This window comes from Paenibacillus sp. CH40 (assembly GCF_024213605.1).
Classification (GTDB): domain Bacteria; phylum Bacillota; class Bacilli; order Paenibacillales; family Paenibacillaceae; genus Paenibacillus; species Paenibacillus polymyxa_B.
In genome coordinates, this window is the sequence record NZ_JANAVQ010000002.1 from 113001 (window position 1) to 136804 (window position 23804).

The 23804-nt window shown below is 46.9% G+C and carries 19 protein-coding genes and 1 pseudogene; 3 read left to right on the forward strand and 17 right to left on the reverse strand.

The features are described from left to right. Nucleotides 1–33: 33 nt before the first annotated feature. The 5 genes from NLX73_RS06940 to NLX73_RS06960 all read right to left on the reverse strand — a co-directional run bounded on the left by NLX73_RS06940 (nt 34) and on the right by NLX73_RS06960 (nt 4276). On the reverse strand, nt 34–1158 hold the full coding sequence (locus tag NLX73_RS06940; protein WP_254325757.1) for a sensor histidine kinase: 1125 nt from the start codon (nt 1156–1158) through the stop codon (nt 34–36). After that, nucleotides 1155–1829: a response regulator transcription factor gene (locus NLX73_RS06945; RefSeq protein WP_254325758.1), complete on the reverse strand. Its 675-nt coding sequence runs from the start codon at nt 1827–1829 to the stop codon at nt 1155–1157. Before NLX73_RS06945 ends, NLX73_RS06940 begins: the two co-directional genes overlap by 4 nt. Nucleotides 1830–1890: 61 nt before the next feature. Then, on the reverse strand, nt 1891–2706 hold the full coding sequence (locus NLX73_RS06950) for an ABC transporter permease (RefSeq protein WP_254325759.1): 816 nt from the start codon (nt 2704–2706) through the stop codon (nt 1891–1893). Then, nucleotides 2703–3722, reverse strand: coding sequence for an ATP-binding cassette domain-containing protein (locus NLX73_RS06955; RefSeq protein ID WP_254325760.1), 1020 nt, complete (start codon nt 3720–3722; stop codon nt 2703–2705). Before NLX73_RS06955 ends, NLX73_RS06950 begins: the two co-directional genes overlap by 4 nt. A gap of 224 nt (nt 3723–3946) precedes the next feature. Beyond that, on the reverse strand, nt 3947–4276 hold the full coding sequence (locus NLX73_RS06960; protein WP_025722950.1) for an antibiotic biosynthesis monooxygenase family protein: 330 nt from the start codon (nt 4274–4276) through the stop codon (nt 3947–3949). Between the two features lie 132 nt (nt 4277–4408). Here NLX73_RS06960 and NLX73_RS06965 point away from each other — a divergent pair, with 132 nt between their 5' ends. Continuing rightward, nucleotides 4409–5269, forward strand: a complete 861-nt coding sequence (locus NLX73_RS06965) for a LysR family transcriptional regulator (RefSeq protein ID WP_302055324.1) — start codon at nt 4409–4411, stop codon at nt 5267–5269. A 5-nt stretch (nt 5270–5274) separates the two neighbouring features. Here the strand turns inward: NLX73_RS06965 and NLX73_RS06970 are convergent, their stop codons facing one another. Beyond that, nucleotides 5275–6462 carry a GTP-binding protein gene (locus NLX73_RS06970; protein WP_254325761.1) on the reverse strand — a complete coding sequence of 396 codons (1188 nt, stop codon included), beginning with the start codon at nt 6460–6462 and terminating at the stop codon, nt 5275–5277. Between the two features lie 134 nt (nt 6463–6596). Here NLX73_RS06970 and NLX73_RS06975 point away from each other — a divergent pair. Further along, a pseudogene (locus NLX73_RS06975) lies at nt 6597–6791 on the forward strand (multidrug resistance efflux transporter family protein); the annotation flags it as partial. Nucleotides 6792–6977: 186 nt separating this feature from the next. Here the strand turns inward: NLX73_RS06975 and NLX73_RS06980 are convergent. The 6 genes from NLX73_RS06980 to NLX73_RS07005 form a co-directional block, all read right to left on the reverse strand. Further along, the gene (locus NLX73_RS06980) at nt 6978–7952 is read right to left on the reverse strand and encodes an aldo/keto reductase (RefSeq protein ID WP_165175499.1); all 975 of its coding nucleotides are present in this window, start codon (nt 7950–7952) and stop codon (nt 6978–6980) included. Between the two features lie 402 nt (nt 7953–8354). Next, entirely contained in the window at nt 8355–11030 is a 2676-nt protein-coding gene (locus tag NLX73_RS06985; RefSeq protein ID WP_254325762.1) for a YhgE/Pip domain-containing protein, read from the reverse strand. Nucleotides 11031–11497: 467 nt separating this feature from the next. Next, the gene (locus NLX73_RS06990) at nt 11498–12049 is read right to left on the reverse strand and encodes a DUF2062 domain-containing protein (RefSeq protein WP_028542387.1); all 552 of its coding nucleotides are present in this window, start codon (nt 12047–12049) and stop codon (nt 11498–11500) included. A gap of 190 nt (nt 12050–12239) precedes the next feature. Further along, nucleotides 12240–14693 (reverse strand): glycogen/starch/alpha-glucan phosphorylase, encoded by a 2454-nt coding sequence (locus tag NLX73_RS06995; protein WP_254325763.1) that lies wholly within the window; start codon nt 14691–14693, stop codon nt 12240–12242. 45 nt (nt 14694–14738) lie between these two features. Then, nucleotides 14739–15842 (reverse strand): glucose-1-phosphate adenylyltransferase subunit GlgD, encoded by a 1104-nt coding sequence (gene glgD / locus NLX73_RS07000; RefSeq protein ID WP_254325764.1) that lies wholly within the window; start codon nt 15840–15842, stop codon nt 14739–14741. 23 nt (nt 15843–15865) lie between these two features. Next, a complete protein-coding gene (locus NLX73_RS07005; RefSeq protein ID WP_069291775.1) occupies nt 15866–17011 on the reverse strand; it encodes a glucose-1-phosphate adenylyltransferase in 1146 nt (381 codons plus the stop codon). A gap of 257 nt (nt 17012–17268) precedes the next feature. Here NLX73_RS07005 and NLX73_RS07010 point away from each other — a divergent pair, with 257 nt between their 5' ends. Then, nucleotides 17269–17406, forward strand: a complete 138-nt coding sequence (locus NLX73_RS07010; RefSeq protein ID WP_254325765.1) for a hypothetical protein — start codon at nt 17269–17271, stop codon at nt 17404–17406. A 114-nt stretch (nt 17407–17520) separates the two neighbouring features. Here the strand turns inward: NLX73_RS07010 and NLX73_RS07015 are convergent, their stop codons facing one another. From NLX73_RS07015 to NLX73_RS07035, 5 genes are all read right to left on the reverse strand, one after another. Next, nucleotides 17521–18333 (reverse strand): DUF3891 family protein, encoded by an 813-nt coding sequence (locus NLX73_RS07015; protein WP_254325766.1) that lies wholly within the window; start codon nt 18331–18333, stop codon nt 17521–17523. A 131-nt stretch (nt 18334–18464) separates the two neighbouring features. Then, on the reverse strand, nt 18465–19253 hold the full coding sequence (locus NLX73_RS07020; RefSeq protein ID WP_254325767.1) for a response regulator transcription factor: 789 nt from the start codon (nt 19251–19253) through the stop codon (nt 18465–18467). Further along, nucleotides 19250–21187, reverse strand: a complete 1938-nt coding sequence (locus NLX73_RS07025) for a sensor histidine kinase (protein WP_254325768.1) — start codon at nt 21185–21187, stop codon at nt 19250–19252. Before NLX73_RS07025 ends, NLX73_RS07020 begins: the two co-directional genes overlap by 4 nt. A 46-nt stretch (nt 21188–21233) precedes the next feature. After that, nucleotides 21234–22880 (reverse strand): type 2 periplasmic-binding domain-containing protein, encoded by a 1647-nt coding sequence (locus NLX73_RS07030; protein ID WP_254326043.1) that lies wholly within the window; start codon nt 22878–22880, stop codon nt 21234–21236. A gap of 26 nt (nt 22881–22906) precedes the next feature. After that, the gene (locus NLX73_RS07035; RefSeq protein ID WP_061830342.1) at nt 22907–23794 is read right to left on the reverse strand and encodes a carbohydrate ABC transporter permease; all 888 of its coding nucleotides are present in this window, start codon (nt 23792–23794) and stop codon (nt 22907–22909) included. Between the last annotated feature and the right edge of the window lie 10 nt (nt 23795–23804).

Here is a 23804-nt window from a genome sequence, read left to right on the forward strand (position 1 = left end):
TTCAGCCGCTTATGGCTTTGAAGACGCTCCTTTTTAACTTACTGTGCCGGTGTACATTTCACAGTTGCTGCTGCCTTCCATTACTTTCTGGCGCAGCGGCAGAATAACTGTAAATACCGTTCCTTCTCCCACCTTGCTGGATACAGAGATAGAGCCAGTATGCATCTCTGTTATTTTATAAGCAATGGACAGTCCCAAGCCACTGCCTCCTGCAGTTCGGGCCCGTGACTGGTCTGCTTTATAAAATCGTTCAAAAATGCGCTGCTGATCCCGTTCGTTGATACCCTGTCCCGTATCCGCAATGCAGATAACCGCCTGATCACCGTTAGTTGAGAGAGAAACAGATATGCTTCCACCCTGCGGTGTAAATTTAATGGCATTGTGAAGAAGATTCACCCAAACCTGGCCCATCAGATCCTCGTCTGCGTTGACCTCAACTATATCCACTTCAACAGTCATATCGATTTTTTTAGCCTCCCATTGCGGTTCGCAGGCGAGAATAAGCGAAATTAGCTGCTTGTCCAGCCGATAAAGGGACGGACGAAACGGATGCCGCTCCGAATCCAGAATCGCCAACTTCATGAGATTATCGCTTAGCTTGGATAGACGAATACACTCCGTCTCGATGATCGTCAAATACCGATCTCGCTGCTCACGATTCAGATTCTCGTTCTTGAGCGCTTTGGCGAATCCGATTATCGAGGTCAGCGGTGAGCCGATTTCATGGGATACGTTCGAAATAAACTCCTCCCGTAGCTTTTCCATAGCCTTCAGATTTGCAGCCATATCATTGATACTGTCCACCAACTGTACATAAGGATGCGGCCTCCGATGTTTTCCGTCCCGCCCGCCGAGGTCCCAATCCAGGTTAATGTGAAAGTCTCCTTGCGAAATACGTTTTAAAGCAGCGATCATTTCGGTAAAAGCGTGCTGTTCTCTAGGCTGGAAGAAACGCCTTACCGTCATACTGATAATACCGAAGAAGAAAAAGCCTAGCGTCGTATTCATAAGAAAGACGAACAAACCATGGGGAGCCCATGACATGTGCGAATAGATCGCCTCCATAATAAAGAACGCGGCAGTCCAACTGAGATACAGCACCAATAACACCAGCATGAGTCTCGCAAGGATATGGAGGAATCCCGGTTCCCTCTTCATTGCCGTACCTCCAGCCGATAACCCAACCCCCGGATCGTACTGATCCGGAAGGAGTGGCTTGCCTCCGGAAACCGTTCCCGAAGGCGTTTGATATGGACATCAACCGTTCTTTCGTCTCCCTCATAATCATAACCCCAGATCTGTTCGATCAGCTGGTCGCGGGTAAAGGTTTTGCCAGGATAGCTGGCCAGCTTGAAGAGCAGCTCAAATTCCTTGAGCGGCAGGGTAGTCTCCTTCTCTCCAGCCCGACACTCAAATGTATCGCTGCGCAGGACAAGATCTCCGACAGTTACTGATTTTGAAGCCATGATACGATAACGTTTTAATAAAGCCCTCACTCGTGCGACAAGCACCATGGGGTCGAATGGCTTGACAAGATAGTCGTCCGTTCCGAGCGCGAAGCCTTTCACGATCTGTGACGTCTCGCCTTTGGCTGTAAGCATAAGCAGCGGCAGGTCGGTCTGCTCTCGCAGCTTACGGCACAGCTCCCAACCGTCCATTCCCGGCATCATGATATCAAGAACAAGCAAATCGACCTTGATTTCATCAAAAATGCGCATCGCGTCCAAACCATCCACCGCCTCGACTACCTCCAGACCTTCCATTCTCAAAAAGTGTCCGACCAGTTCACGAATATGCGGATCATCATCAACGACCAATACACGCGTCATTTCAATCCCCCCTAACTAACTCTGCCTTAAATCTCTCGTCCTCGTCAAGAAGACTGCCATCTTATGCTTTACGCATATAAGCACGCACCGTAAGCGGCGCGAAGATCGCCACAATGACTGTAGCGCCAAGCAGGGAGATCGCCAGTTCCCCGCCAATCGTTCCCGTATTCGCAAGCTCTCTGACTGCGTTCACAAGATGTGAAATCGGGTTGGCGTTCACAAACCACTGCAACCAACCAGGCATTGTGCCGACAGGCACAAATGCGTTGGAAACAAAAGTGAGCGGAAACAGAACAATCATGGAGATGCCCTGTACACTAGAAGCAGTGCGGGCAATCACGCCAAAGAAGGCAAAAATCCAGCTGACCGCCCAAGAACACACGATGACCAGAAGCGCGGCGATAGCGACACTCAGCAGTCCTCCCCCTGGCTGATACCCCAAAATATACCCCATGGCGAAGGTAAGTACAGTCGCAATTGTATACCGGATACTGTCAGCCAGAAGAGCTCCAGCCAAAGGCGCAATCCGTGCGATTGGGAGTGACTTGAACCTGTCGAACACTCCTTTGTCCATATCCTCACGTAGTTGGACGCCGGTAACGACGGAGGTCGAGATCACAGTCTGCACGAGGATGCCTGGAATAATAACCGGCAAATAATGCTGCACGTCTCCTGAGATGGCGCCGCCAAAGATATAGGTAAACATAAGGGTAAAAATGATCGGCTGGAGCGTGACATCAAACAATTGTTCGGGAGTATGCCGGATCTTTAGAATGCCTCGGTAGGCCATCGTCATGGAATTGGAGAACGCCTGCCTGAAACTCACAGACTTCTTCAATGTGCGATCAGAACCTGTTATAACAGTAGTACTCTTCATGCTCTCACCCCCTCCACAGCATACGCTCCTTGGGACGTCTGCTGCTTGTTTACTTGTGCTCCATGACCAGTGATGGACAAAAACACCTCGTCGAGCGTCGGCTTCTGCACACTCATCTCTGCTAGGTGAATCTCTCCAGTACGGAGGGCAATCAGCAGGTCCGTTACCCGATCTGCATTGGCCATCGGAGAAATAATCTTTCCAGCTTCCACTGACACGCTGGACTTGACTGAAAGCACCTGTTCAACGATCTGAACAGCTCTCTCAATGTCCTGTTGATTTTGCACTTTGAGTTGCAGAGTCGACGCTCCTACTGCCGCTTTCAGTTCATCCACCGTACCCTCAGCGACTACCCGACCATGATCGATCACCGCGATTCGGTCAGCAAGTTGATCCGCCTCGTCGAGGTACTGGGTTGTGAGCAGTACGGTGGAACCGGTCTTGACCAGACGCCGGATCGTGTCCCACATCTGGACACGCGTGCGCGGGTCTAATCCGGTGGTCGGCTCATCCAGGAAAATCAGCGGCGGCTTGGCAATGAGACTTGCGGCCAAATCCAGCCGGCGGCGCATACCTCCGGAGAAATGCTTTAGCGGTCTTTTGGCCGCTTCGGCCAAGCCAAATTCCTCCAGCAGCTCCGCTGCCTTATGACGCGCCTCGGCACGTCCCAGTCCAAGTAGCCTGGAGAAGATGATCAGGTTCTCGGTAGCGCTAAGCGACTCATCGACCGATGCGTACTGGCCTGTCACCCCGATCAATTGACGCACAACCTGCGGTTCCTTTACTGCATCGTGCCCGAAGATACGGGCCGATCCCCTATCAGGCCGTAATAATGTTGACAGCATTCGGATGGTAGTCGTCTTACCTGCTCCATTAGGACCGAGCACCCCGTAGATCGTGCCAGCACGTACATTCAAATCGACACCGTCAACTGCATGCTTATCACCAAAAGCTTTAACGAGTCCCCTTGCTTCAATGGCCAAGGTCTCTTTTCTGTCTGTATAATCCACATTCATATCCTCCCTATACGGTTTCTATAGAGAGGATAACCCACGTTTATGAACTGAATATGAATAGAACCGTTTACGTTTTCCAAAATTGATGATAATTTCTTTCTGACAGAGAAGCCAAAGAAGTCCCTATATGGGACTTCTTTGGCTTGTCCTTTTAATGAATAATGGAAAACCTTTATTTCCAGATTCGGCTTCATGCTAAGCACTAACTTGGATATTGAACCTATTTACACTGTAAAAAAATAATCTCGTTCTACCTTGCTCACTCTTAAACCAAATGTTTTATACCATTCGGATTTCCCTTTTTCCTGCGCTACCTTGTGCAGCTCGTTATGTTTCCAATTTTTTATAGCGTCCAGAGACTCCCAATAGGAAACTGTAATGCCTACTCCATTGTGGTCACGAACACTTTCCACACCTAGAAAACCTGGCTGTTGGGCAGCCAGTTCCACCATTTTGTCTCCCATCACTCCATACCCGCCATCTCCTTCCGTACGTTCAGAAGTAAAGATAGCCGCATAATAGGGCGGACGAGGAGTTTTAGCAATTGAGTTCATATGCCCCTCCTAAAACAAAATTAAATAACCTTTCTTTAATTTGATTATAATCATAAATATTAAATAAAAAAAATGAATATATCTGATATGATACATGAATATATTTCATAAAAAATAGGAGTGAACACGAATTTGTTTAAATATAAGATTTTTCTTTGCGTAGTTGAAATGGGAAGTTTCACAAAGGCCGGGGAAGTTTTAAATCTTACACAATCAGCAATCAGCCATGCGATCTCTGGACTGGAACATGAATTAGGGTTGACTCTTCTGATCCGAGGTCGTTCAGGCATCAGATTGACCAATAACGGGGAAAGATTAATGAAGCGATTTAGAGAGATTGTACAAATGGACGAAAAGCTCTACCAAGAGGTAGCTTTAATTAAAGGATTAGAAATCGGAACCGTAAAGATCGGCACATTTTCAAGCGTCTCTATTCATTGGCTGCCCCGTATTCTAAAAAAATTCAATGAGCAGTTTCCTCTTATTGAAATAAAACTGCTCGATGGGAACTACCATGAAATTGAGAGCTGGATAGTCAGTGGGGAAGCTGATTTCGGCTTTGTGAACCTACCCACGTTAGACGCATTAGAGGCGTTGCCATTAAAAGAAGAAAGCATGCTTTGTCTACTTCCTTCCGATCATATTCTTGGAAAGCAAGCCTCAATTCGAATAGAACAGCTCAGAGATGAGCCTTTCATTATGCCTGTTGCAGGCTGTGATACGGATGTAAGAAATATTTTTTCACAGCATAATATGTCACCTAAAATCAAATATGAATTAGAAGATGACCATGCGATTATGGCTATGGTGCAGAATGGCCTAGGCGTGAGTATTCTTCCTGAAATGATCCTGTCTCACATTCCTTACGACATCTCTATTCGACCTTTGGACGAAAGGCATTCCCGTACTATCGGTATCGCTACCGCTTCCTTAAAAAATGTTTCTCCAGCCGCTAAAAAATGTATGGACTTTATTACTGAATGGATCAACTAGCTTCATCATGTCGGCCAAGGAAGCGGATTCTCAAAACTGGACCAGTCCATATCCATTTCGTTATCGTTCAGCAGACATTCATCTAGCTCTTCTTCCAAGTCCGGTCGATTCATTCCGATACCTATCATGACGATTTCGTTCATGCGGTCGCCCCATTGTTCATCCCAATGGTCCAGAGCCTCTGGGTCAGCTGCAACGATCTCCTGCCGTTCTTCTTCAGATAACGCAGCAAGCCAGCTTCCCGCAGGGCCAAATTGAATAGATGGTCCTGCCTGGCTAATACTCGCTGCCCAATCCTGCGGGGTTGCAATCCAGGCCAAACCTTTGGCGCGAACGACCTCCTCCGGCCAGTAGTTCATAAATTCAGCCAATCTCGCAGGATGAAATGGTCTTCGACGGCGATATACAAAGGAATTGATCCCATATTCGTCCGTTTCTGGTGTATGGCTTTCAAGCTCCAGCTCCCGAATCCATCCAGCGGATTGACTAGCCTTGTCAAAATTGAACAGCCCTGTATTCAAAATGTCCGAAGGAGCGACCTTTCCCTTGGAAGTACGAATGATTCGGGCTTCAGGCTGTAATCTCCGTAGCACACCCTCCAGCTTGTCCAGCTCCTCAGGCTGAACCAGATCGCACTTATTCAGAATCAATACATCACAGGTTTCAATCTGGTCAATCAGCAAGTCCGAGATATCACGCGTGTCGTCTTCACCAGTAGCCTGCCTGCGATCCAATAGCGTTTCTCCTGATTCAAAATCATGCCAGAAACGGTTCGCATCAACTACGGTCACCATGCAATCCAGTTTTGCCAGCGAAGCCAAATCAATGCCAGTTCCTTCATCAACGTATGTAAAAGTTTGAGCGATTGGCACGGGTTCACTGATGCCTGTAGATTCGATTAAAATATAATCAAAATCGCCTTGTTCCGTCAGCTTCTTAACCTCCAGTAATAAATCTTCACGCAATGTGCAGCAAATACAACCATTAGACAACTCGACCAGTTTTTCTTCTGTTCTGGACAAGCCGCCCTCTTTTTTAACCAGCTCAGCATCTATATTCACTTCACTCATGTCGTTGACGATGACTGCCACTTTCATTCCGTCCCGATTGTTTAATACATGATTCAAAATCGTTGTTTTTCCTGCACCCAAGTATCCGCTCAACACGGTTACCGGTATTGGTTTCTTATTCATCGCTGGTACGCTCCCTTGAATATTAGCTTTTCATTCTTTTAAATCGTAATAATTACTATTAACATCAACTTTCAGTAATATACAGCATCCCTTTTGCCTTGTCAACTGTGAAGAAACTCTTGAAATGAATAATCTATCCATTAAATAATCGTAAAATGATGGAAGCCTGTGCGGGACGATTGGATGCCTATCAACGTGTGCTCGGGATGACATTAGCCAGCTTCCCCTTCTGGTTATTGTTTTCTGTATATGGAGTTTTCAGCGTGGGAATGCCAAATAAGGAACAGACGGTACAGTCCGCCTTGGTGGCTGTGTTTTCAGGGGTGATCCACTCAGCAAATAATATCTAAAAAAATAGATCCCGTTTAGCGTATATTTATTCTTGCCATGGTCGTTCAAGTGTGGATCAGGCACCAGAAAAAAAGCAGCAGATCAAAGAGGAAGCTCCTGATCTGCTGCTTTTTGCCGATTATTTCTCACAAAGAATGATGCTTTATGACGAGTACGAAGTATGATTACCAAGCGTAGGCTTCTGGGGCAGGTTTTCCCGGACCGGGGAAAATCTCATTCAGCTTGGCAAGCACATCTTCGCTCAATTTGACCTCAGGTACCCGTAGAGCATCCTCTAACTGTTCTAAGGTCCGTGGTCCGATAATTGGAGCCGTTACGGCCGGATGGGACAGTACCCAAGCCAGTGCAATCACGTCTTCCTTTTCACCCAGATCGCGGGACAATGCTGCAAATTGCTCCAGCTTCGCACGATTCTGCTCCACCTTTTCTTTGGCGCGTGCGCTGCGAGAACCAGTACCTGCTAACGCATTCCGTCCCAGCAGTCCGCCCGCCAGCGGGCTCCATGGAATCACACCCAGACCCAGCTCCTGAGCTGCCGGTAATACTTCAAGCTCAGCGGAACGTTCGTTCAGATTGTACAAATGCTGCTCGGATACAAGCCCCAGAAAACGTCGTGCCTTCGCTTCGGCTTGCGCCACCGCAATATGCCAGCCTGCAAAATTACTAGAACCGATATAATCAACCTGTCCGCGATCCACCACGGACTCGAATACGCCCCATAGTTCATCCCATGACACATTACGGTCAATGTGATGCATTTGATATAGCTCTACATGGTCGGTTTGAAGACGTTTCAGCGACGCGTCCAAATGACGGCGAATTTTATAAGCAGACAAGCCTGATCCTGCATTGGGTCCGTCATGTTCATTTTTCATATCTCCGTATACCTTCGTTGCCAACACGACTTTCTCGCGTCTTCCGCCGCCCTGCTGGAACCAACGTCCGATAATTTCCTCTGTCCAACCTTTACGATCATGGCCATATACATTAGCTGTATCAAAAAAGTTAATGCCTGCATCCAGTGCGGCATCCATAATTTTAAACGCATCCTTTTCTTCGGTTTCCGGTCCGAAATTCATCGTGCCCAGACATAACCGACTAACCTTCAAGCCTGACTTTCCTAAGTATGAATACTCCATACTATCTCCCGCCTTTGCCTAAGGATTTTAAAATTCCGCAAAATGACATGCCAAAAAAGACCATACTCAGTTTATTCACCAGAACAAACCACATTGAAACAACCCCGAATGCAATTTAAAGGTTGGATAACGCATGCAAAAAAGCCCCACGCACCGCAAAAGCAGCAAGCGCGAGGCCATCTCCCCTTATACTACCCCCAAATATTAAAAGAAGTGACTTTACGGTGGTTACCAGCGGAGCGGAGAATTTGAATCTGGAGAAGCGAAGCGTTCGCCTTTGCCACGGGATTCTTACCTTTTCATGTCTATCTAATCCCAAGAATCTCGTGACAACAGCGATCGTAAGATCAAATCCTTCGCGGAGCGGCTCACTTCAACCACCGTAACTCACTTTTTTTACAATCAAGGAATCAATTTCGTTTCTTTTGCTCGCTCGGCCATTTTTTTCGTATGCTTGCTGAGCGGCTTCTTAAACACCAATCCAAATAGGAAGCAAACACCGATAAATACAAACAGCATCACCACATCCCGTGTCACCGTTGAAGGCAACATCCCTCCTACTGTCTCTCGTAACAGACTAACCGCATAGGTGAATGGTACAAACGGATTCAGCGCCTGAAAGAACGGTGTACTCGTCGCAATCGGGAATGTCCCTCCTGAACTGGAGAATTGAAGCACCAGTAGGATGACTGCCAGTCCCTTGCCGATATTGCCGAACACAGAAACTAGTGTATAGGTCATCGCCGTAAACACCAGACTGATCAGCATAGAGGACAGTACAAAAGCTACTTTGGCATCCACATACGCCCCGAGCAGGAACAAGTCACCGAGAGATACGCTCAGCGCCTGAAAAATACCAATCGTGGAGAATGTCATAAGCCGTCCGAAATACACTTGGTAGCTTTTAAATTGTCCTTCCGGGTCATCCACATCTACCCTGAACATCGAGACCAGTAGCATCGCACCCACCCAAATCGACAATGTAGTGTAAAAAGGTGACATCGCAGAACCATAGTTGGGGATTGGGTATATCCGCTCCTGCTTCAACGATACCGGACTGCCCAGAAAATCACTTTCCTTTTTCACATCCCCCTTGAGCAATGCAATAGCGCGTCCGAGTGCATTTTCGCCCTTAAGCTTGCGAATTGTGTCTGCAGCCTGACGTATGGAATCCTCGGCAGCTGGGAGATCGGTCCTTACAAAATTGGCTACTTGGTGTACTGCTTTTTCAGCTTCAGGAAATTTATTTTCAATTAAATCAGCCATTTTGACAAACTGTTGTTCCGCTTTGGGCAAATCATTACGCACAAAATCTGCTGCCTGATGAATTTTATTTTTAACCGCCGGCAAATCGTTATTTACGAAGTCTGCCGCTTTGTTCACAGCATTCGTAAACTCGCCCATACGTCCCTGAATCGTCGTCGCCGCTTCATGCAGTTTTTGACGGTATTGTGGCAGATCCTGTTGGAGACGTGTTAGCTCTTGCTGACCGAATTCAGCTGCAGCCTGTGCGTCATTTAATAGCTTTTCAATATTCGGTAGCTGCTCTTGAGCTGTAGTCAGCACATTGGCAGAATTGCGGGCAACGGATTTGATCTGATCCAGCGCCTTTTGAATGGCGGGTGCATACTCCGTATCATAATTGCCCAAAATGCTGTCAATTCCGCTACTGATTTCTCCTGCAAGGCGATCAGTGTCATCCAGCAGATTTTGCGCAGGCTTTTCATCGCGCTGGATGGCATCCCCGATACTAGTTACTGTGCTATTCAGACGACGGAAACGATCCTCCACCCCGCTCACACGGGAAATAAGTGAATCCAGAGGTTGACTTGGCAAGTATCCGTTCACACGGTTCAGCAATTGAGAAATATGATCCAGCACCCCCACGGCAGTTGTCAGCCTACCGCTGACACGATTCACCGCAGCTTGTGCTGCTTTAGGATCAAAATCCACACCACGAATGATGTCTGTAATCTGAGAAACTTCATTCGCGATTTGTTGTACCAGCTGTAAGTCTTCTTTAACTACTGTACCAATCGAATCAAGCGCACCTTCGTTTTTGTCCAGAAATTCAAGTAAACCGGTTGTAAAGTCTTTGCCTGTGTCCGCTATTTTCTGTACTTCTGGCAGTGCCTTCTGGGCAGCATTAATAACTTTAAGAGCCGTTTGCGTGTCCTCTAGGGCGGTGGCCAGTGCGCTTTCTACCTTGCTGAAATTTTGATCCAGTTCAACAATTCGATCACCGGCCTTTTGAATATCAGGTAGTCTTTTTTGGATATCCAAAATAACAGTGGCTACCTTGTCCAGCTCAGGCATGTTTTTGTCAATTTTGAGTACCAGGTCACCGGCACGGTTAATTTCAGGAATTTTCTCCTTCAATGCAATGATCTTTTGTCCCTGTGCCTTTATTTTCGGCAAATTTTGCTCCAGTTCCAATGCCTGTTTGCCCAACCTTTCGATATCCGGCAATCGATTATTCAGCTCCAACACCCGGTTCTCAATGTTACGAATCGTCGGGAGCTCCTCCTCCAACTTGACTCCGGCTTCCTTCAACTTTGTCAATACGGCCTGGCTGGCAGTTTCAATAAAGTTTTGGCTAATCTGGTTCGTCAGAGAAGTTGCCCCCGAAGATGTAATTTTCGGAGCTACTGCATTAATTTTTTCATTTACGGCGTAATCAATTTCCGGCTTTTGCGGATTTTCCGTCAGCACACTCGTAATTTTCTCTGAAAAATCTTTCGGGATCAGCAGGCTGGCATAATAATCACCATTCAACACACCTTTTCGTGCTTCCTCTTCATTGACAAAAGTCCAACCCAGCTTCTTGTTATTTTGAAGGTTATGCAAAACCTCATCGCCGATATTAATCTTTTTACCATTCACTTCTGCACCCTGATCTTGGCTGGTTACTGCAATTTTAATCCCAGATGTATTCGCATACGGATCCCACATCGCTTTCAAATTCACCCATGCATAGACGGAAGGCAAAAGAATGATGCCAATGACTAATAAAGTCCCGGTCGATACTTTGAATACATTTCTCCAGTCTGTTAAGTAGATTTGCCATATCTTCCGCAACTTCATCACTCCTCGTATGTACATTAACCTGTCGTCCATTGTTGTATGCACACGTATTGTAAACGATTCGAGCGAATGAAGCCAATCCTGTTACAAAATATGTAAAAAGCGTATGACACTTATAGAGATCATACGCTTTTCAATAAAATCAATCTGCTTAATTTCGAACTCCATTCGCGGGCATAGCCAAAGTTCCGTTTACCGTCTAAGCGTCAAAAGAGGTGTCTGCACTTGTAAACTCTATCGTTTGTTTCCCCGCTAATGTGTTCAGCACATATGTTAAATGCTTAGTGGCGGTTGGGTCCAAGTTAACAGAAGTTTGTGCGTTTTGAGCTATGGCAGCGGCGGGCTGCTGTGCCCTTGCAACTGGAACTGGAGCCGTTCCCAAAAGCATGGATATTGCCGCAACTCAAAGAAGCCCTTCGGACCTAATAAATAGGCTCGAAGAGCTTCTTTCTTATGCATCGTTATCCATTCTTCAGCAGTCTGGCCGCCGAAAATGCTGCACCATGACGCAACTTCCGCTTTTCCAACCGTTTGTGCAGTGAACGATTATACAGAACCTGAATGACAAAATACGAGATAATGCCCAGCACCACACCGAAAATCGACATGCCGATCAGGATGTGCAAGCCTCCGTGCAGCAAGTCTCTGAATACAGACCAGTTGCCGTGAAACAGCTCCATAAAAGAATGCTCGTGAAGTCGTCCGCCCCTGACATGTACCGGATAATGAGATGGATAAATCCAAGCTCCCACTTGCTTGGCGAATGGCATCAGTACAATTGGCAAAAAGGTCAGCTTACCTACAACGTTACCCACAATGGCAGCAGGCAGCGAGCCGCCAGAGAGACGAACAATCGGATAAAAAACAAGGTATACCAGAGAAGCCGTGGAAATCACGATCATCTCCAACGCAAAGCCAATGGCAAAGCCCAAAGAAATCTTTTTAACTCCACCAGGGGCGCGCAACAGCTTGATGAAATTCAGCCGAATCGCACGCCATATATTTTGAAACATATTATATTTCTTCTTCGATTTATGAGGTTTGAGCCTTTTCGGATTGAGCTTTATCAATAGGAGGACTCCTTCAACAGTACTATTCAAGTTCAGGAATGAGTCAATACAGCCCCCATCCTTACTTATGTCTATACTGTCATTATAACCCTCAGCGTTCGAAAAGCAATGTTATTCCGCCTGTTTCGCCGTTTTAGGACAGAATTCGCTTGTTGACATCGTTTTGGAGAGGTACAATGTCCCAAATCTCAGCCGCATACTGCTGAATCGTACAATCACTAGAAAATTTCCCGGAATGGGCCATGTTCACAATAACACGCCGAGTCCACTCCGAGGGATTCCGATACACTTGTTCAATGTGAACCTGTGTATCCACATAGGATGCGAAGTCCTTGAGCACAAAGTATTCATCATTATGATCAATCAGGGATTGATAAATGGCCTCAAATTCCCGTTCATGCCGCGTAAAAGGAGCATCGTTCACGAGTTGATCCAACACTTCACGCAGTCTTTCGTCACTGTTGGCTGTTTTGCGCGCCGAATACTGGCCGTCTCGGTAATATGCCTCGATCTGATCCACCTTCAATCCAAAAATGAACATGTTGGCATCGCCTACCATTTCATGCATTTCAACATTGGCTCCGTCCAATGTACCTATTGTGAGCGCACCGTTCATCATAAATTTCATGTTCCCTGTGCCTGAGGCTTCCTTGCCTGCCGTGGAAATCTGCTCACTGACATCCGCCGCAGGAATAATCAGCTCCGCTAGCGAGACCGAATAATTTTCAAGGAAAACGACTTTCAGCTTGTCCTTGACATCTACATCCCGATTGATCGTGTCCGCCACGTTGTTAATGAGCTTGATCGTCTGTTTGGCGAGAAAATAACCGGGGGCGGCTTTGGCTCCAAAAACAAACGTGCGTGGCGTCACATCCAGGCCAGGATTACTTTTAAGCTGACTGTATAAATGCATCACATGCAAAATGTTGAGCAGCTGTCGCTTATAACCATGCAACCGTTTGACCTGTACATCAAAAATGGAGGACGTATCCAGCCGCACGCCCTGTTTTGCAAAAACATGCTCAGCGAGCCTGACTTTATTATTTCGCTTAATCGCCTGTATCCGTTCTTTGAACGACTCGTCCCCACTGTAACGAAGCAGGTCGATGAGCTCCCTTGGACGGGTTCTCCAACGTGTGCCGATGGTCTCATCGTACAAGCTTGCCAGCTCCGGGTTGGCATGTATTAGCCAGCGGCGATGGGCAATCCCGTTTGTTTTATTATTAAAACGGTCAGGGTACAGCTCGTGAAACGACTTCATCTCTCGTTCCTTCAATATTTGCGTATGCAGCGCAGCTACCCCATTAACGCTGTAGCTGCCGACGATTGCCAAGTGAGCCATACGGATTTGTTCACCGTGAATAATCGCCATTTCACCAATTTTGATGTCCTGACCCGGGTAACGCTCCAGTAGCATAGCGCAATAACGTTTGTTAATTTCTTCAATGATCAAGGAAATACGAGGAAGTAGCTCCCGTACCATATTGACAGGCCATTGTTCCAGCGCCTCACTTAATATCGTATGATTCGTATAAGAAACGGTTCTCGTCGTAATATCCCATGCATCATCCCAGCCCAAGCCCTTCACATCTATCAGAATACGCATCAGTTCCGGTATAACCAGCGTCGGATGTGTATCGTTAATGTGCAGTGCTATTTTATCGGGCAACTGGCTATAAGGTAAACGAAGCTTCTCGAACGTACGCAAAATACTTTGCAATCCGGCCGAGCACAGGAAATACTGCTGCTTCAAGCGAAGCAGCTTTCCCTCATAATTGGAGTCATCCGGATATAGAAATGCCGAGATGGATTCCACCGATCGATTGTAGTCGAGAAAGCGGTAATAACCGCCCTCGCCTCGAATCGGTCCTCGAACGGGATCAAGCGCTGATTCCGCACTCCAAATCCGCAACGTATTCACCTGCGCATGACCATAGCCCACCAGCGGAATATCGTAAGGGACAGCCCAGACTGTTTCGGCATCCTGTGTCTCGAATACAAGACGTCCCTCCTGTTCACGGGTTTCCACTCTTCCCCAAAAATGAACCTCGACCTTTTTGTCAGGACGGCGTTCCTCCCAGACATTCCCTTTCTGTAGCCAGTAATCCGGCAGTTCAACCTGATTACCATCCACAATACGCTGTTCAAACAGACCATATTTATATCGGATGCCGCAGCCATGTCCTGCATAGCCAAGGGATGCCAGCGAGTCCATGAAGCAAGCCGCCAGACGGCCGAGACCACCATTGCCTAGCCCCGCGTCCGCCTCCTGTTCTTCAATTTCCTCCAGATCCCAGCCCAGTTCACCCAATGCCTGCCGAACCATATCCAGTACGCCCAAATTCAGCAGATTACTGCCCAGTAGACGACCTATCAAAAATTCCAGTGAAAAATAATAAATCTGCTTCTCTTGTCCTTCTTTGTAGGCTTGGTTCGTTTCTGCCCAATTCTTGCCGACTTGTTCACGAATCATGCCACCCAAAACCTTATATACGTCTTCCGACTGAGCCTCCTGCATCGGTTTGCCCAGCCTTCCGACCAGTTGCTCTCGAAAAGCCTGCTTAAAAGCTTCTTTATTGCTGAACAAAGTTGTACCTCCTGTTATTTCCGTTTTAATGGCTAAGTATATCCTTTAAATTACGCTATTCTTGGCAATGACATAGGGAACTCTAATGTCTCCAATCAGAGTTCGATCTGGTGAAAGCTGTACATCTTTATCTAAAACCACATTCTCCACAACTGCCCCTTTACGGATGACACATTTTTGCATAATAATCGAGTTGCTTACCCGCGCGCCCTCCTCCACCTGCACTCCACGGAAAAGAATACTGTTCTCGACCTTGCCCCCAATGGTGCAGCCATTAGCAACAAGCGAATGATCCACCTCGGCGCTGTGCGTATAACGAGTCGGGGCTTCATACTTGATTTTGGTGTGCACCGGCTGATTCTGGAACAGTGCTTGATACTGCTGCTGATCCAGCAGCTTCATGCTATTTTTATAGTAGCTCTCGATAGAATTAATGACTGCATGATAACCTTCATAACGATACGCATAAATGCGCAGCCCACTTGGGTTTTTCTGGATGGCATCGCGAAAGAAATGATTATCCTGATGGGCAATGCAATGCTTCACCTGATCCAGATACAAGCCTTTGTCCATCACGAACATTTCCAGATAAATATTATGATGATCCTGCTCCTGATGAATACCAGTCACCCGTCCGTTCTCATCAATCTCCAGTCGTGCACAAGGAGCATGCTCAGATTGGAGCTGGTCTATGGGTTTATATACGAGGGTAACATCTGCATTTTTCTCCCGATGATAACGGTATACATCCTCGATATCAACCTTATTGACATGCTGAGTTCCTGCGTGAACAAGGGTTTGCCCCGATGAGCGATGAAAAAAATCCAGATTGTTGTGCACATGCTGCAAATCTCCACGTGATGCATCCGTCGGATCATTCCAGTCCGGTGGCAAAATAAACAACCCGCCCCGTCTGCGGTCTAAATCCCAAGGCCGACCTTCACCCAGATGATCCAGCAGCGAACGGTATTTGCGGCGGATAAACAGTGCAATATCATGCACCCCTGCATGCATCATGTTGGATAAGGTAAAATCAATGAGCCGATATCGACTGGCAAAGGGAACTGCGGCCCCGCACCGGAAATAGGTCAACTCCTTCAACTGATCCAGTTCGTGATCTAGGTTGATAACTCCAATGAGTCGGCTCATAGCAGACACCGTCCTTATCCGGGTTAAATTCGTGCATGAAGCTGGCTTTCCTGATCGAACAAAATAATCTCATCAGAACTATCTTCAGGTCCGATAAACGCGTTGTCTTCAATAACGATGTTCTCATTCACGATAGCCCGGTGGATACGTACATTGCGCCCAATTTTTACGTTCGGCATGATGACAGAATCGGTAATAACGCTCCCTTCACCTACTTCGACCCCATAAAATAGTACAGAATGCCTTACTTCTCCATCCACCATGCAGCCTTCATTTACAATACTGTTTTTGAGAATCGCCCGTTGGGTTATATACTGGGCCGGTTGATTGGGACTGCGGGTATAGATGCGCCAGAAAGGATCGTTCAGATCCAAAGGCGGATCCTGAACCAGAAGATCCATGTTGGACTCCCACAAGCTCTGAATGGTACCTACATCCTTCCAGTACCCGGCAAACGGGTACGCATACAGCGACCGGCCATGCTGAAGCAGTAATGGAATGATATCCTTGCCAAAATCATGTGAGGATTCAGAATCGCTTGCGCTTTCCAGTAAATAGCGACGTAACACCTCCCATTTGAACAAATAAATGCCCATGGAGGCCAATGTACTTTTCGGCTGTTCAGGCTTCTCCTCAAAGTCGTATATTTTCAGATCATCATCGGCGTTCAGTATCCCAAATCGTTGGGCTTCCTGAATCGTGACATTGATGACAGAAATGGTGCAGTCTGCTTCCTTCTCCTTGTGATAGTGGAGCATTCGACTGTAGTCCATTTTATAAATGTGATCCCCTGACAGAATGAGTACATGCTCCGGGTCATACTGATCCAAGAAATGCAGGTTTCGATAAATTGCATCCGCCGTGCCCCTGTACCAGTTGTTTCCATTTTCTTTCTCGTGCGGAGGTAAAACGAACACTCCTCCATCCAGGCGATCCAAATCCCAGTCGCTGCCTACGCCGATATAGGAATGAAGCACCAACGGCTCGTATTGGGTCAACACGCCTACGGTGTCTATACCAGAATGAGTGCAGTTGCTGAGAGGGAAATCAATAATGCGGTAAGTTCCTCCAAAAAACACTGCCGGTTTGGCTAGTGTACGGGTAAGTCCTTTGAGTCTTTTGCCTTGTCCGCCGGCGAGCAGCATGGCAACAACTTCCTTCTTTCTCATAACAAAGACCTCCCTGTCATGTGCGTCTGAAGCAATTGTGGCGGGATATTTGATAATATCCATTAAACATGAAAAGACAGTCGTAATCGTTTCATTGGCGAAGGAACGGGTAAGATGTGTTGGAGAAGGGTAAAATCATAGTTATGCGGAACGAGTGCAAGGAATCACTAAATCGTAAAATCCCGTTCATCTTTTCACATTTTGGATACTTTTAAAGTATTCGTGTATGACAACATGATCATAAGGAGGCGTTATTCATGAAGAATAAAAAATGGGTGGTAGCAGCATTGGGAATGGGTGTTACGTATCTGATGAAAAATAAAGGGGCACGCGATAAGGTATTGAATAAGGTACAGACCGTTGTCAATCGTGCGAAAACATCTGCAAAATCGTAGAATGTTAAAGGTAGAAAAAGCGAGCCTCTCTGAATCATGGTTCAGGGAGGCTTTGCTCTGACTTTTTTCTGCGTCTACGAACAAAATATGGTTCGAGGCTGTATCCGTAAACGGTCAGGCATTCTCCTTATGTTCTTCTACTTCCATGATATGTTCAACGGTAAAGGTTCGATGCGTCCATTCGGAAGAACGGTAAGCCTCTAGGAGACCAAAGGTACGAATTTTCTCCTTGTCCACCTGCTTAAAGGTATGAGTAATCCCTACCTTTCCCCTGAAAGGAAAAAAGGAAAGACCTACAGTCTGATCCGATAGCCACTCGGCCCAAACTCGCCCGCTTTCATGTCGAACAGCCGGGAAGCTTAAACCTTCAGCAAACCATTCATAATCTGCTGTAGGCGTACCCGGCTCTCGGCTGCATAAAAACAGACTCAATTCGTCGCAAAACAACATTCTCCGTACATCGGTCCGCACTTGATAGTCGAAGGTTACGCCACATGCCAGCTCCTGTTTGAGTCTCTGCCGACGCTGTTCCTCCGCCTCCTGATAAGCATGCGTAATCTGCTTGTCCTGAGCGTTTTGATGCTCGGTCCGTCCGACTAGCTCCTTGTACATCAAGCTACACAGTAACGCCGCATACATACTTCCTTGTTCGACTTCATCAATCCCAAGACGATAGAAAACAAAACGTGGACTGAGCGGAAAATCAATAAATGTATAAGGTGCAGACACATGATCATTCCAGAAAGGAGCAGCGTCTAACTGTATCCAACCCCGATCATGCTCCCTTGCTGCATATACAAAATCCTGCTTATGACGTCTATTCTTGAAAGCACTCTCCTCCCATTGCGAAGCCAACTCACCCGAAATATGGGCATGGTCATGCTGCGTCGTCATGATATAAGCTTGGTCCGTTTCATAAATAACCATATGCTCTCCCCTTCCGTTCGGCGATTCGTGTGATTGTGTACAAACTCTCTGATCGAAGGCCATGGTTATGCTTACGTTTATTATATCAGGATAAGGGTAAAAAGGCAGGCAACTTTTCCGCCTCTTTATATCTAATTACCCTTTTGATTCTGCACTCGAAACTGCTGTGGGGTCATCCCCTCCAGCTCACGAAACACTTTGTTAAAATGCTTTGCATTGTCAAAACCCACATTAGCCGCAATTTCATAAATCTTGCCCCCTTGACACTCCAGCAGCTTTTTGGCTTCTGCAATGCGTAGCCTTTTTACATATTGAACAAAGCTAAGGCCTGTATAGGCTTTGAAAGCCTGACTAAAATACGTATAATTCAAGGATACTGAATTGGATACTACTGCCATATTTAAATCCTCGCTGTAATGAGCATGGATGTATTGGATAGCACGTGTCATGCTACCGTTTCTATCGGGGATCACACTCGCGCCAGCCAGTCTATCTTTCTCTACGCTGACAACACTATCGTCTATGAGGTGGTTCCTCTCCTTCAATTCCTCATTCAAAACTGCCAGTGCACCAAACAGTTCCTCCCTTACAATCGGCTTGAGCAAATACTCCCGTGCCCCGCAGCGAATCGCTTCGCGCGCATACTGGAACTCGTCATATCCACTGAGAATGATCACCAAAGGTCTGCGTTCCGGCTCCAGCTCGCGAATATGCTGCATCAGCATAATGCCATCCATAACAGGCATACGGATATCCGCTATCACCAACTCGGGCAAAAACTGCTTCACATGCTGCCAGGCTTCCCTTCCGTCCTTGACCAGTACACATTCATAGAGACCGGAAAATTCCCGTTCGATCATAGCTTGAAGTCCCATTCGAATATTTTTCTCGTCATCCGCAATCAACAGCTTGGTCGTCATGGTCCGCCCCCCCTCATCATGTAACGTCTAGGCAAAATTAGGGTCACTGTCGTCGATTGTCCGTGGATGCTGTCCAGTCTTATGCCATACTCTTCGCCATACTGCATACTTAAACGGCGATGCACATTATACAAACCGATTCCCCCATTCATCCCGGGCTCGTGGGAATCCATATCCGTTCGCGCTAGACCAGCCATGATGGCGTTTCTTCTTTCTTCAGATATCCCCACTCCGTTATCCTGTATACGCAATTCTATGATATCCTGCTTAGAGCAGGCTTCAATCGTGATGCTGAATGGGCTTTGCAATGTACTCCAACCGTGCTTGATAGCATTTTCGACTACAGGCTGCAGCGACATTTTCAGCATCTCCAGTTCCATAAACGCCGACGATAGATGAATTTCCAATCCAATTTGGTTATCGTGGCGAATATTCATGATGGCCACATAATGCTGAATATGGCGGATTTCATCTCGCAACGCAACACATGACCCGGACCATTGGAGATTATAACGCATCATCGAGCCAAGGGAGGTAAGGGCATCCGACAGCGGATACTGTCGTTCTATCTCCGCCATCATTTTTAAATTTTCCAATGTATTATAGAGAAAATGGGAATCAATCTGATGCTTGAGCGCTAGCAGTTCAGCCTCCTGAGCAGCGGCCTGCTTGTGTACTGCCTCGGCAATGAGTCCGTTAATCCGACTTAGCAGACTGCGAAAATATAGAGCCAGCTCAGCCACTTCTCCCCGCCCATATACTGGAATTCTAAGCTGAAAGTCACCCTCCTGCTCTACTTTTTTCATGGATTCACGCAGTGTATGTAGCTGCTTGAGAATGAAGGCATGCAGGGTATAAGAAATGACGGACATAAACACAATCAGCATACTAATAATGAGCAGCATGGCATTGCGTTTCTGACGGAGATCACCCAGCGGACCGTCCAGCGCCACCACATTTAGCAAATAGGCGTCCAACCCTTCTATATAACGATACATACCGAGATAAGGCTTATTCTCATAGGAAAAATCAAAAGCACCACCCGGTCCCTGAACCTGGGACTGAAACAGATGGTGCACATGGGACAGAGGGATGGAAATTGAATCTGATAGAGAGGAAGCTGTAGCTATATCGCTAGAAGACATTGGTTTGTCAGCGTTCCTTGCGCTGGAATCGCCGTCCAGAATGAACATTTGCCATGCACGATCACGTTGTGGGATTCCAAATACTCTAGGTGAAAATAGCTCCAGCCTCATGTTTGTTTCTACCAACCCTGCGTGTCTTCCTCCGGTAGACTGAATTTCACGCAGCAGTGCCATATACTGCACTGTCTCACTTTCCTGCCGGGATTGCCCCAGAAGTAAGCTTTTCGGCCCCTTGTACATTTCCCACCATATTTTCCCTTGTCGGAGTTGGGCCGTTTTCAGCCAGGAAGCCTTAGGCAATCGTGATTCTTTGAAAATCATCGGCCATATTTCATGCGTCTGGGGATTATTGGTATACAGTCGAATGTTCTCTACATTGGGATTACTGTACAGCAAGTGCTGTAAATTTGGAAACACATTCAAGTTGAATTGGACTAGCTCATCGCTGCTTATTTCACGTTCCTCGGTCAGATAACGAAGTACGTTGCGATCTGAGATCGCAAGCTGTGCGGTCCGCTCCATAATTTCCATATTGCTATGAATATGGGCCAGCTCTGTATCCAACACATACTGATTTTGTACGGTGATGTCGTGCATGGTATTCTCGTACAGTTGGTGAAAGGTATATAGCGAGAATAATACCACCGGAATTAAAATGACTCCGATATACGCAACAATAAGCTTAACTTGAAGGGAGCAACCGCCAAGCCGATCGGCCGTACCCTTCATCCACTGCCATATAGTACGGCGCAGCAGGCTCTTCATCTGTGAACGTGCACGGCCTGGCATGAAATCACATCCTTAGGGGTTCAATAGATTAAAGCATTGAATTAAATCATTTGGTGAACTGTTCAATTTTCTTAAGGTTTTCCTCATAGGCTTTTTGCTGATAGACCATAACTTTGTCATATCCTGCTTTTCTGCGGTCTTCCAAAAAGCGAGCAAACAGCTGGTCGAATTCCTCATCTGAGGAAGCCAGCAGCAGCTTCGGCAATGTCTTGCCCCAAATTTTATCTATCTGGCCTGACGCAATGCCCTCTGCCGAAGTTCCGGTCGGTTTAATATTGTCATATTGGGAGAATCCTTTCGTCTTGCCTTTCGTCCAATCCTCTGGCTGCTTATACGGCTCGACGCTGGGCGGCGCCCACTGCAAATTCATATTCGTATCCATCAGCATCCAGAAGGTGAAGGAGGCGCCATATTTTTTATCAAAAGCAGAACGATCCTTGTTCAGCAGCTCCTGTACCTCCGGCTTGAAGGCTGGCTTACCGTTAACCATGTCCCATAGCTTGCCCTGCTCCCCCAGATACAGGTCACGATTTCCTTCCTCGCTAATCAGATAAGTCAGAAATTCAATAGCTCGCTCCTTGTCTTTGACATCCTTCGAAATAAGCGTTACCGTCCAGCCGGAAATACCAGGCCCGGCGAGCGTCGGCGGGTCCAGCTTACTGTTCGAAGGTCCATCCACCGCGATATAGACGGAGTTCGGGTCCTTCGCATATAACAGTACCTGTTGAGTGGCAAAGTCAGAACGCTGATATAGCATGGCAAAATATCGGCCCTGTGCCACCTTTTCCTCCATTTGCGGACGTTTGTCGATAAATACGTCCTTGGCGATCAGGCCCTGCTCATTTGCTTGACGGAATGTTTTGAGCCAGCGAATATACTCTTCGTCCGAACGACGATCGTATAGCTTGCCGTCCTTTTCATGAGGAATGGCTAGGAAATTGAGTAAATAGTCTTCAAAAGAATAATTTCCGTTATCTGTAAATTCGTGAAATCCTATCGGGATAAGAGGCTGACCGTTCACCTCCGGAAATTTCTCTTTCACTTTTTGAAGCGCTTTCAAAAATCCTTCTGGTGTCCTCATATCTGGTTTGCCGATCGCCTCGTACATATCCTTCCGAACCATAAACGTCTGGTTGGACACAAAATTTTGGCCGTATTTTTGATAATCCTGTGGCGAAGAAGAAGCGTTAGGATACCCGTATACATTCCCGTCCGTTTGGCGATACCAGGACATTTTCGCCGGATCAGCTATTTTAATCAGATACGGATCGTATTTCTCGGCCAGCTTGTTGAGCGGAAGCACCATCTTGCCCTCAATCATTTTTTTGACCGCGTCCTCTCCCCAACCCAGCGTGACAAAATCAGGCAGCTTGCCGGAGGCCAGCATGGTGTTGAGCTTTTCATTTTCATTTCCTGCCGGTATGATAAAATTGACGCTGACCCCCGTCTTTTGCGTAACATACTTTGAGGTCATATCCGTCCCCCACTTGTTCGGGAACCAGGAAAAGTTCAAATACCAGTCAAACGTAATCGGCTCCTTATCCGCCTTCCATCCTGGTACATCTGCCGTAGCCTTGGTCTTCTCGTCCTGTAATTCCGTGACAGTACCGCCTCCACCGGACGTACATGCCGCGAGCAAACCCACCAGCAGAACAGAAGCCAACAGCCCCTTCTGCCATTTGCGAATGTTCATCATAAATCTCCCCCTTGGATGATGTGCTATCCCTTAATCGAGCCGATCATCAGACCCTTGACGAAATATTTTTGCAGAAAAGGATATACCAGTACAATGGGCAGTGTCGTCACAACCATCGTCGCCAGCTTGATCGATTGCGAAGTGACGGACTGGGCAACGACCCCCGGCGCAGCAGCCATCATCTGATTAGAGCTGGATTGGGCAACAACCCGGTACAAATACGTTTGAATCGGCTGAAGATCCGTATTATTAATATAGATCATTCCAGTAAAATAATCGTTCCACTGGTATACCCCATGAAACAACGCAATCGTCGCTACTACCGGCATAGATACAGGAAGCACGATCCGGCAAAAGATACCGAAATCGTTCGCACCGTCTATTTTCGCCGCCTCTTCCAATGCATCCGGCAGTTCTCGGAAAAAAGCCATAAAAATAATAAGGTCAAAAAAGCTGAACATCGCAGGAATGATGTACACCCAAAAGCTGTCCAGCAGTCCGAGATCACGAATCAGCAAATACGTTGGAATCAATCCTCCACCAAAAAACAGGGTAATGGTGCCAATCAGCATATACAGCTTGCGCCCGATCAGCTCCTTACGGGAATATGCATATGCAATCATAGCGGTAAAAAACACATGAACAATCGTGCCGATTAACGTCTTGGCAATAGTCACTCCCATCGCAGTCATAATACCGTTGTTGGCAAACACAGCCTGATAGCTGCCCAGACTGAAGACCCTCGGCCACCAGTAAATGCCGCCCCTCATCGCGTCTGCTCCTTCGTTAAAGGAGTTCACCAGCACATACCACACGGGATACAACGTCACAAAACAAATGATCAGCATGAAGACGTTGTTCACGAAATCGAATATCGCTTCGCCTGCTGTTCTGCGTTGCAATAGCTGCATGCAGCCGTCC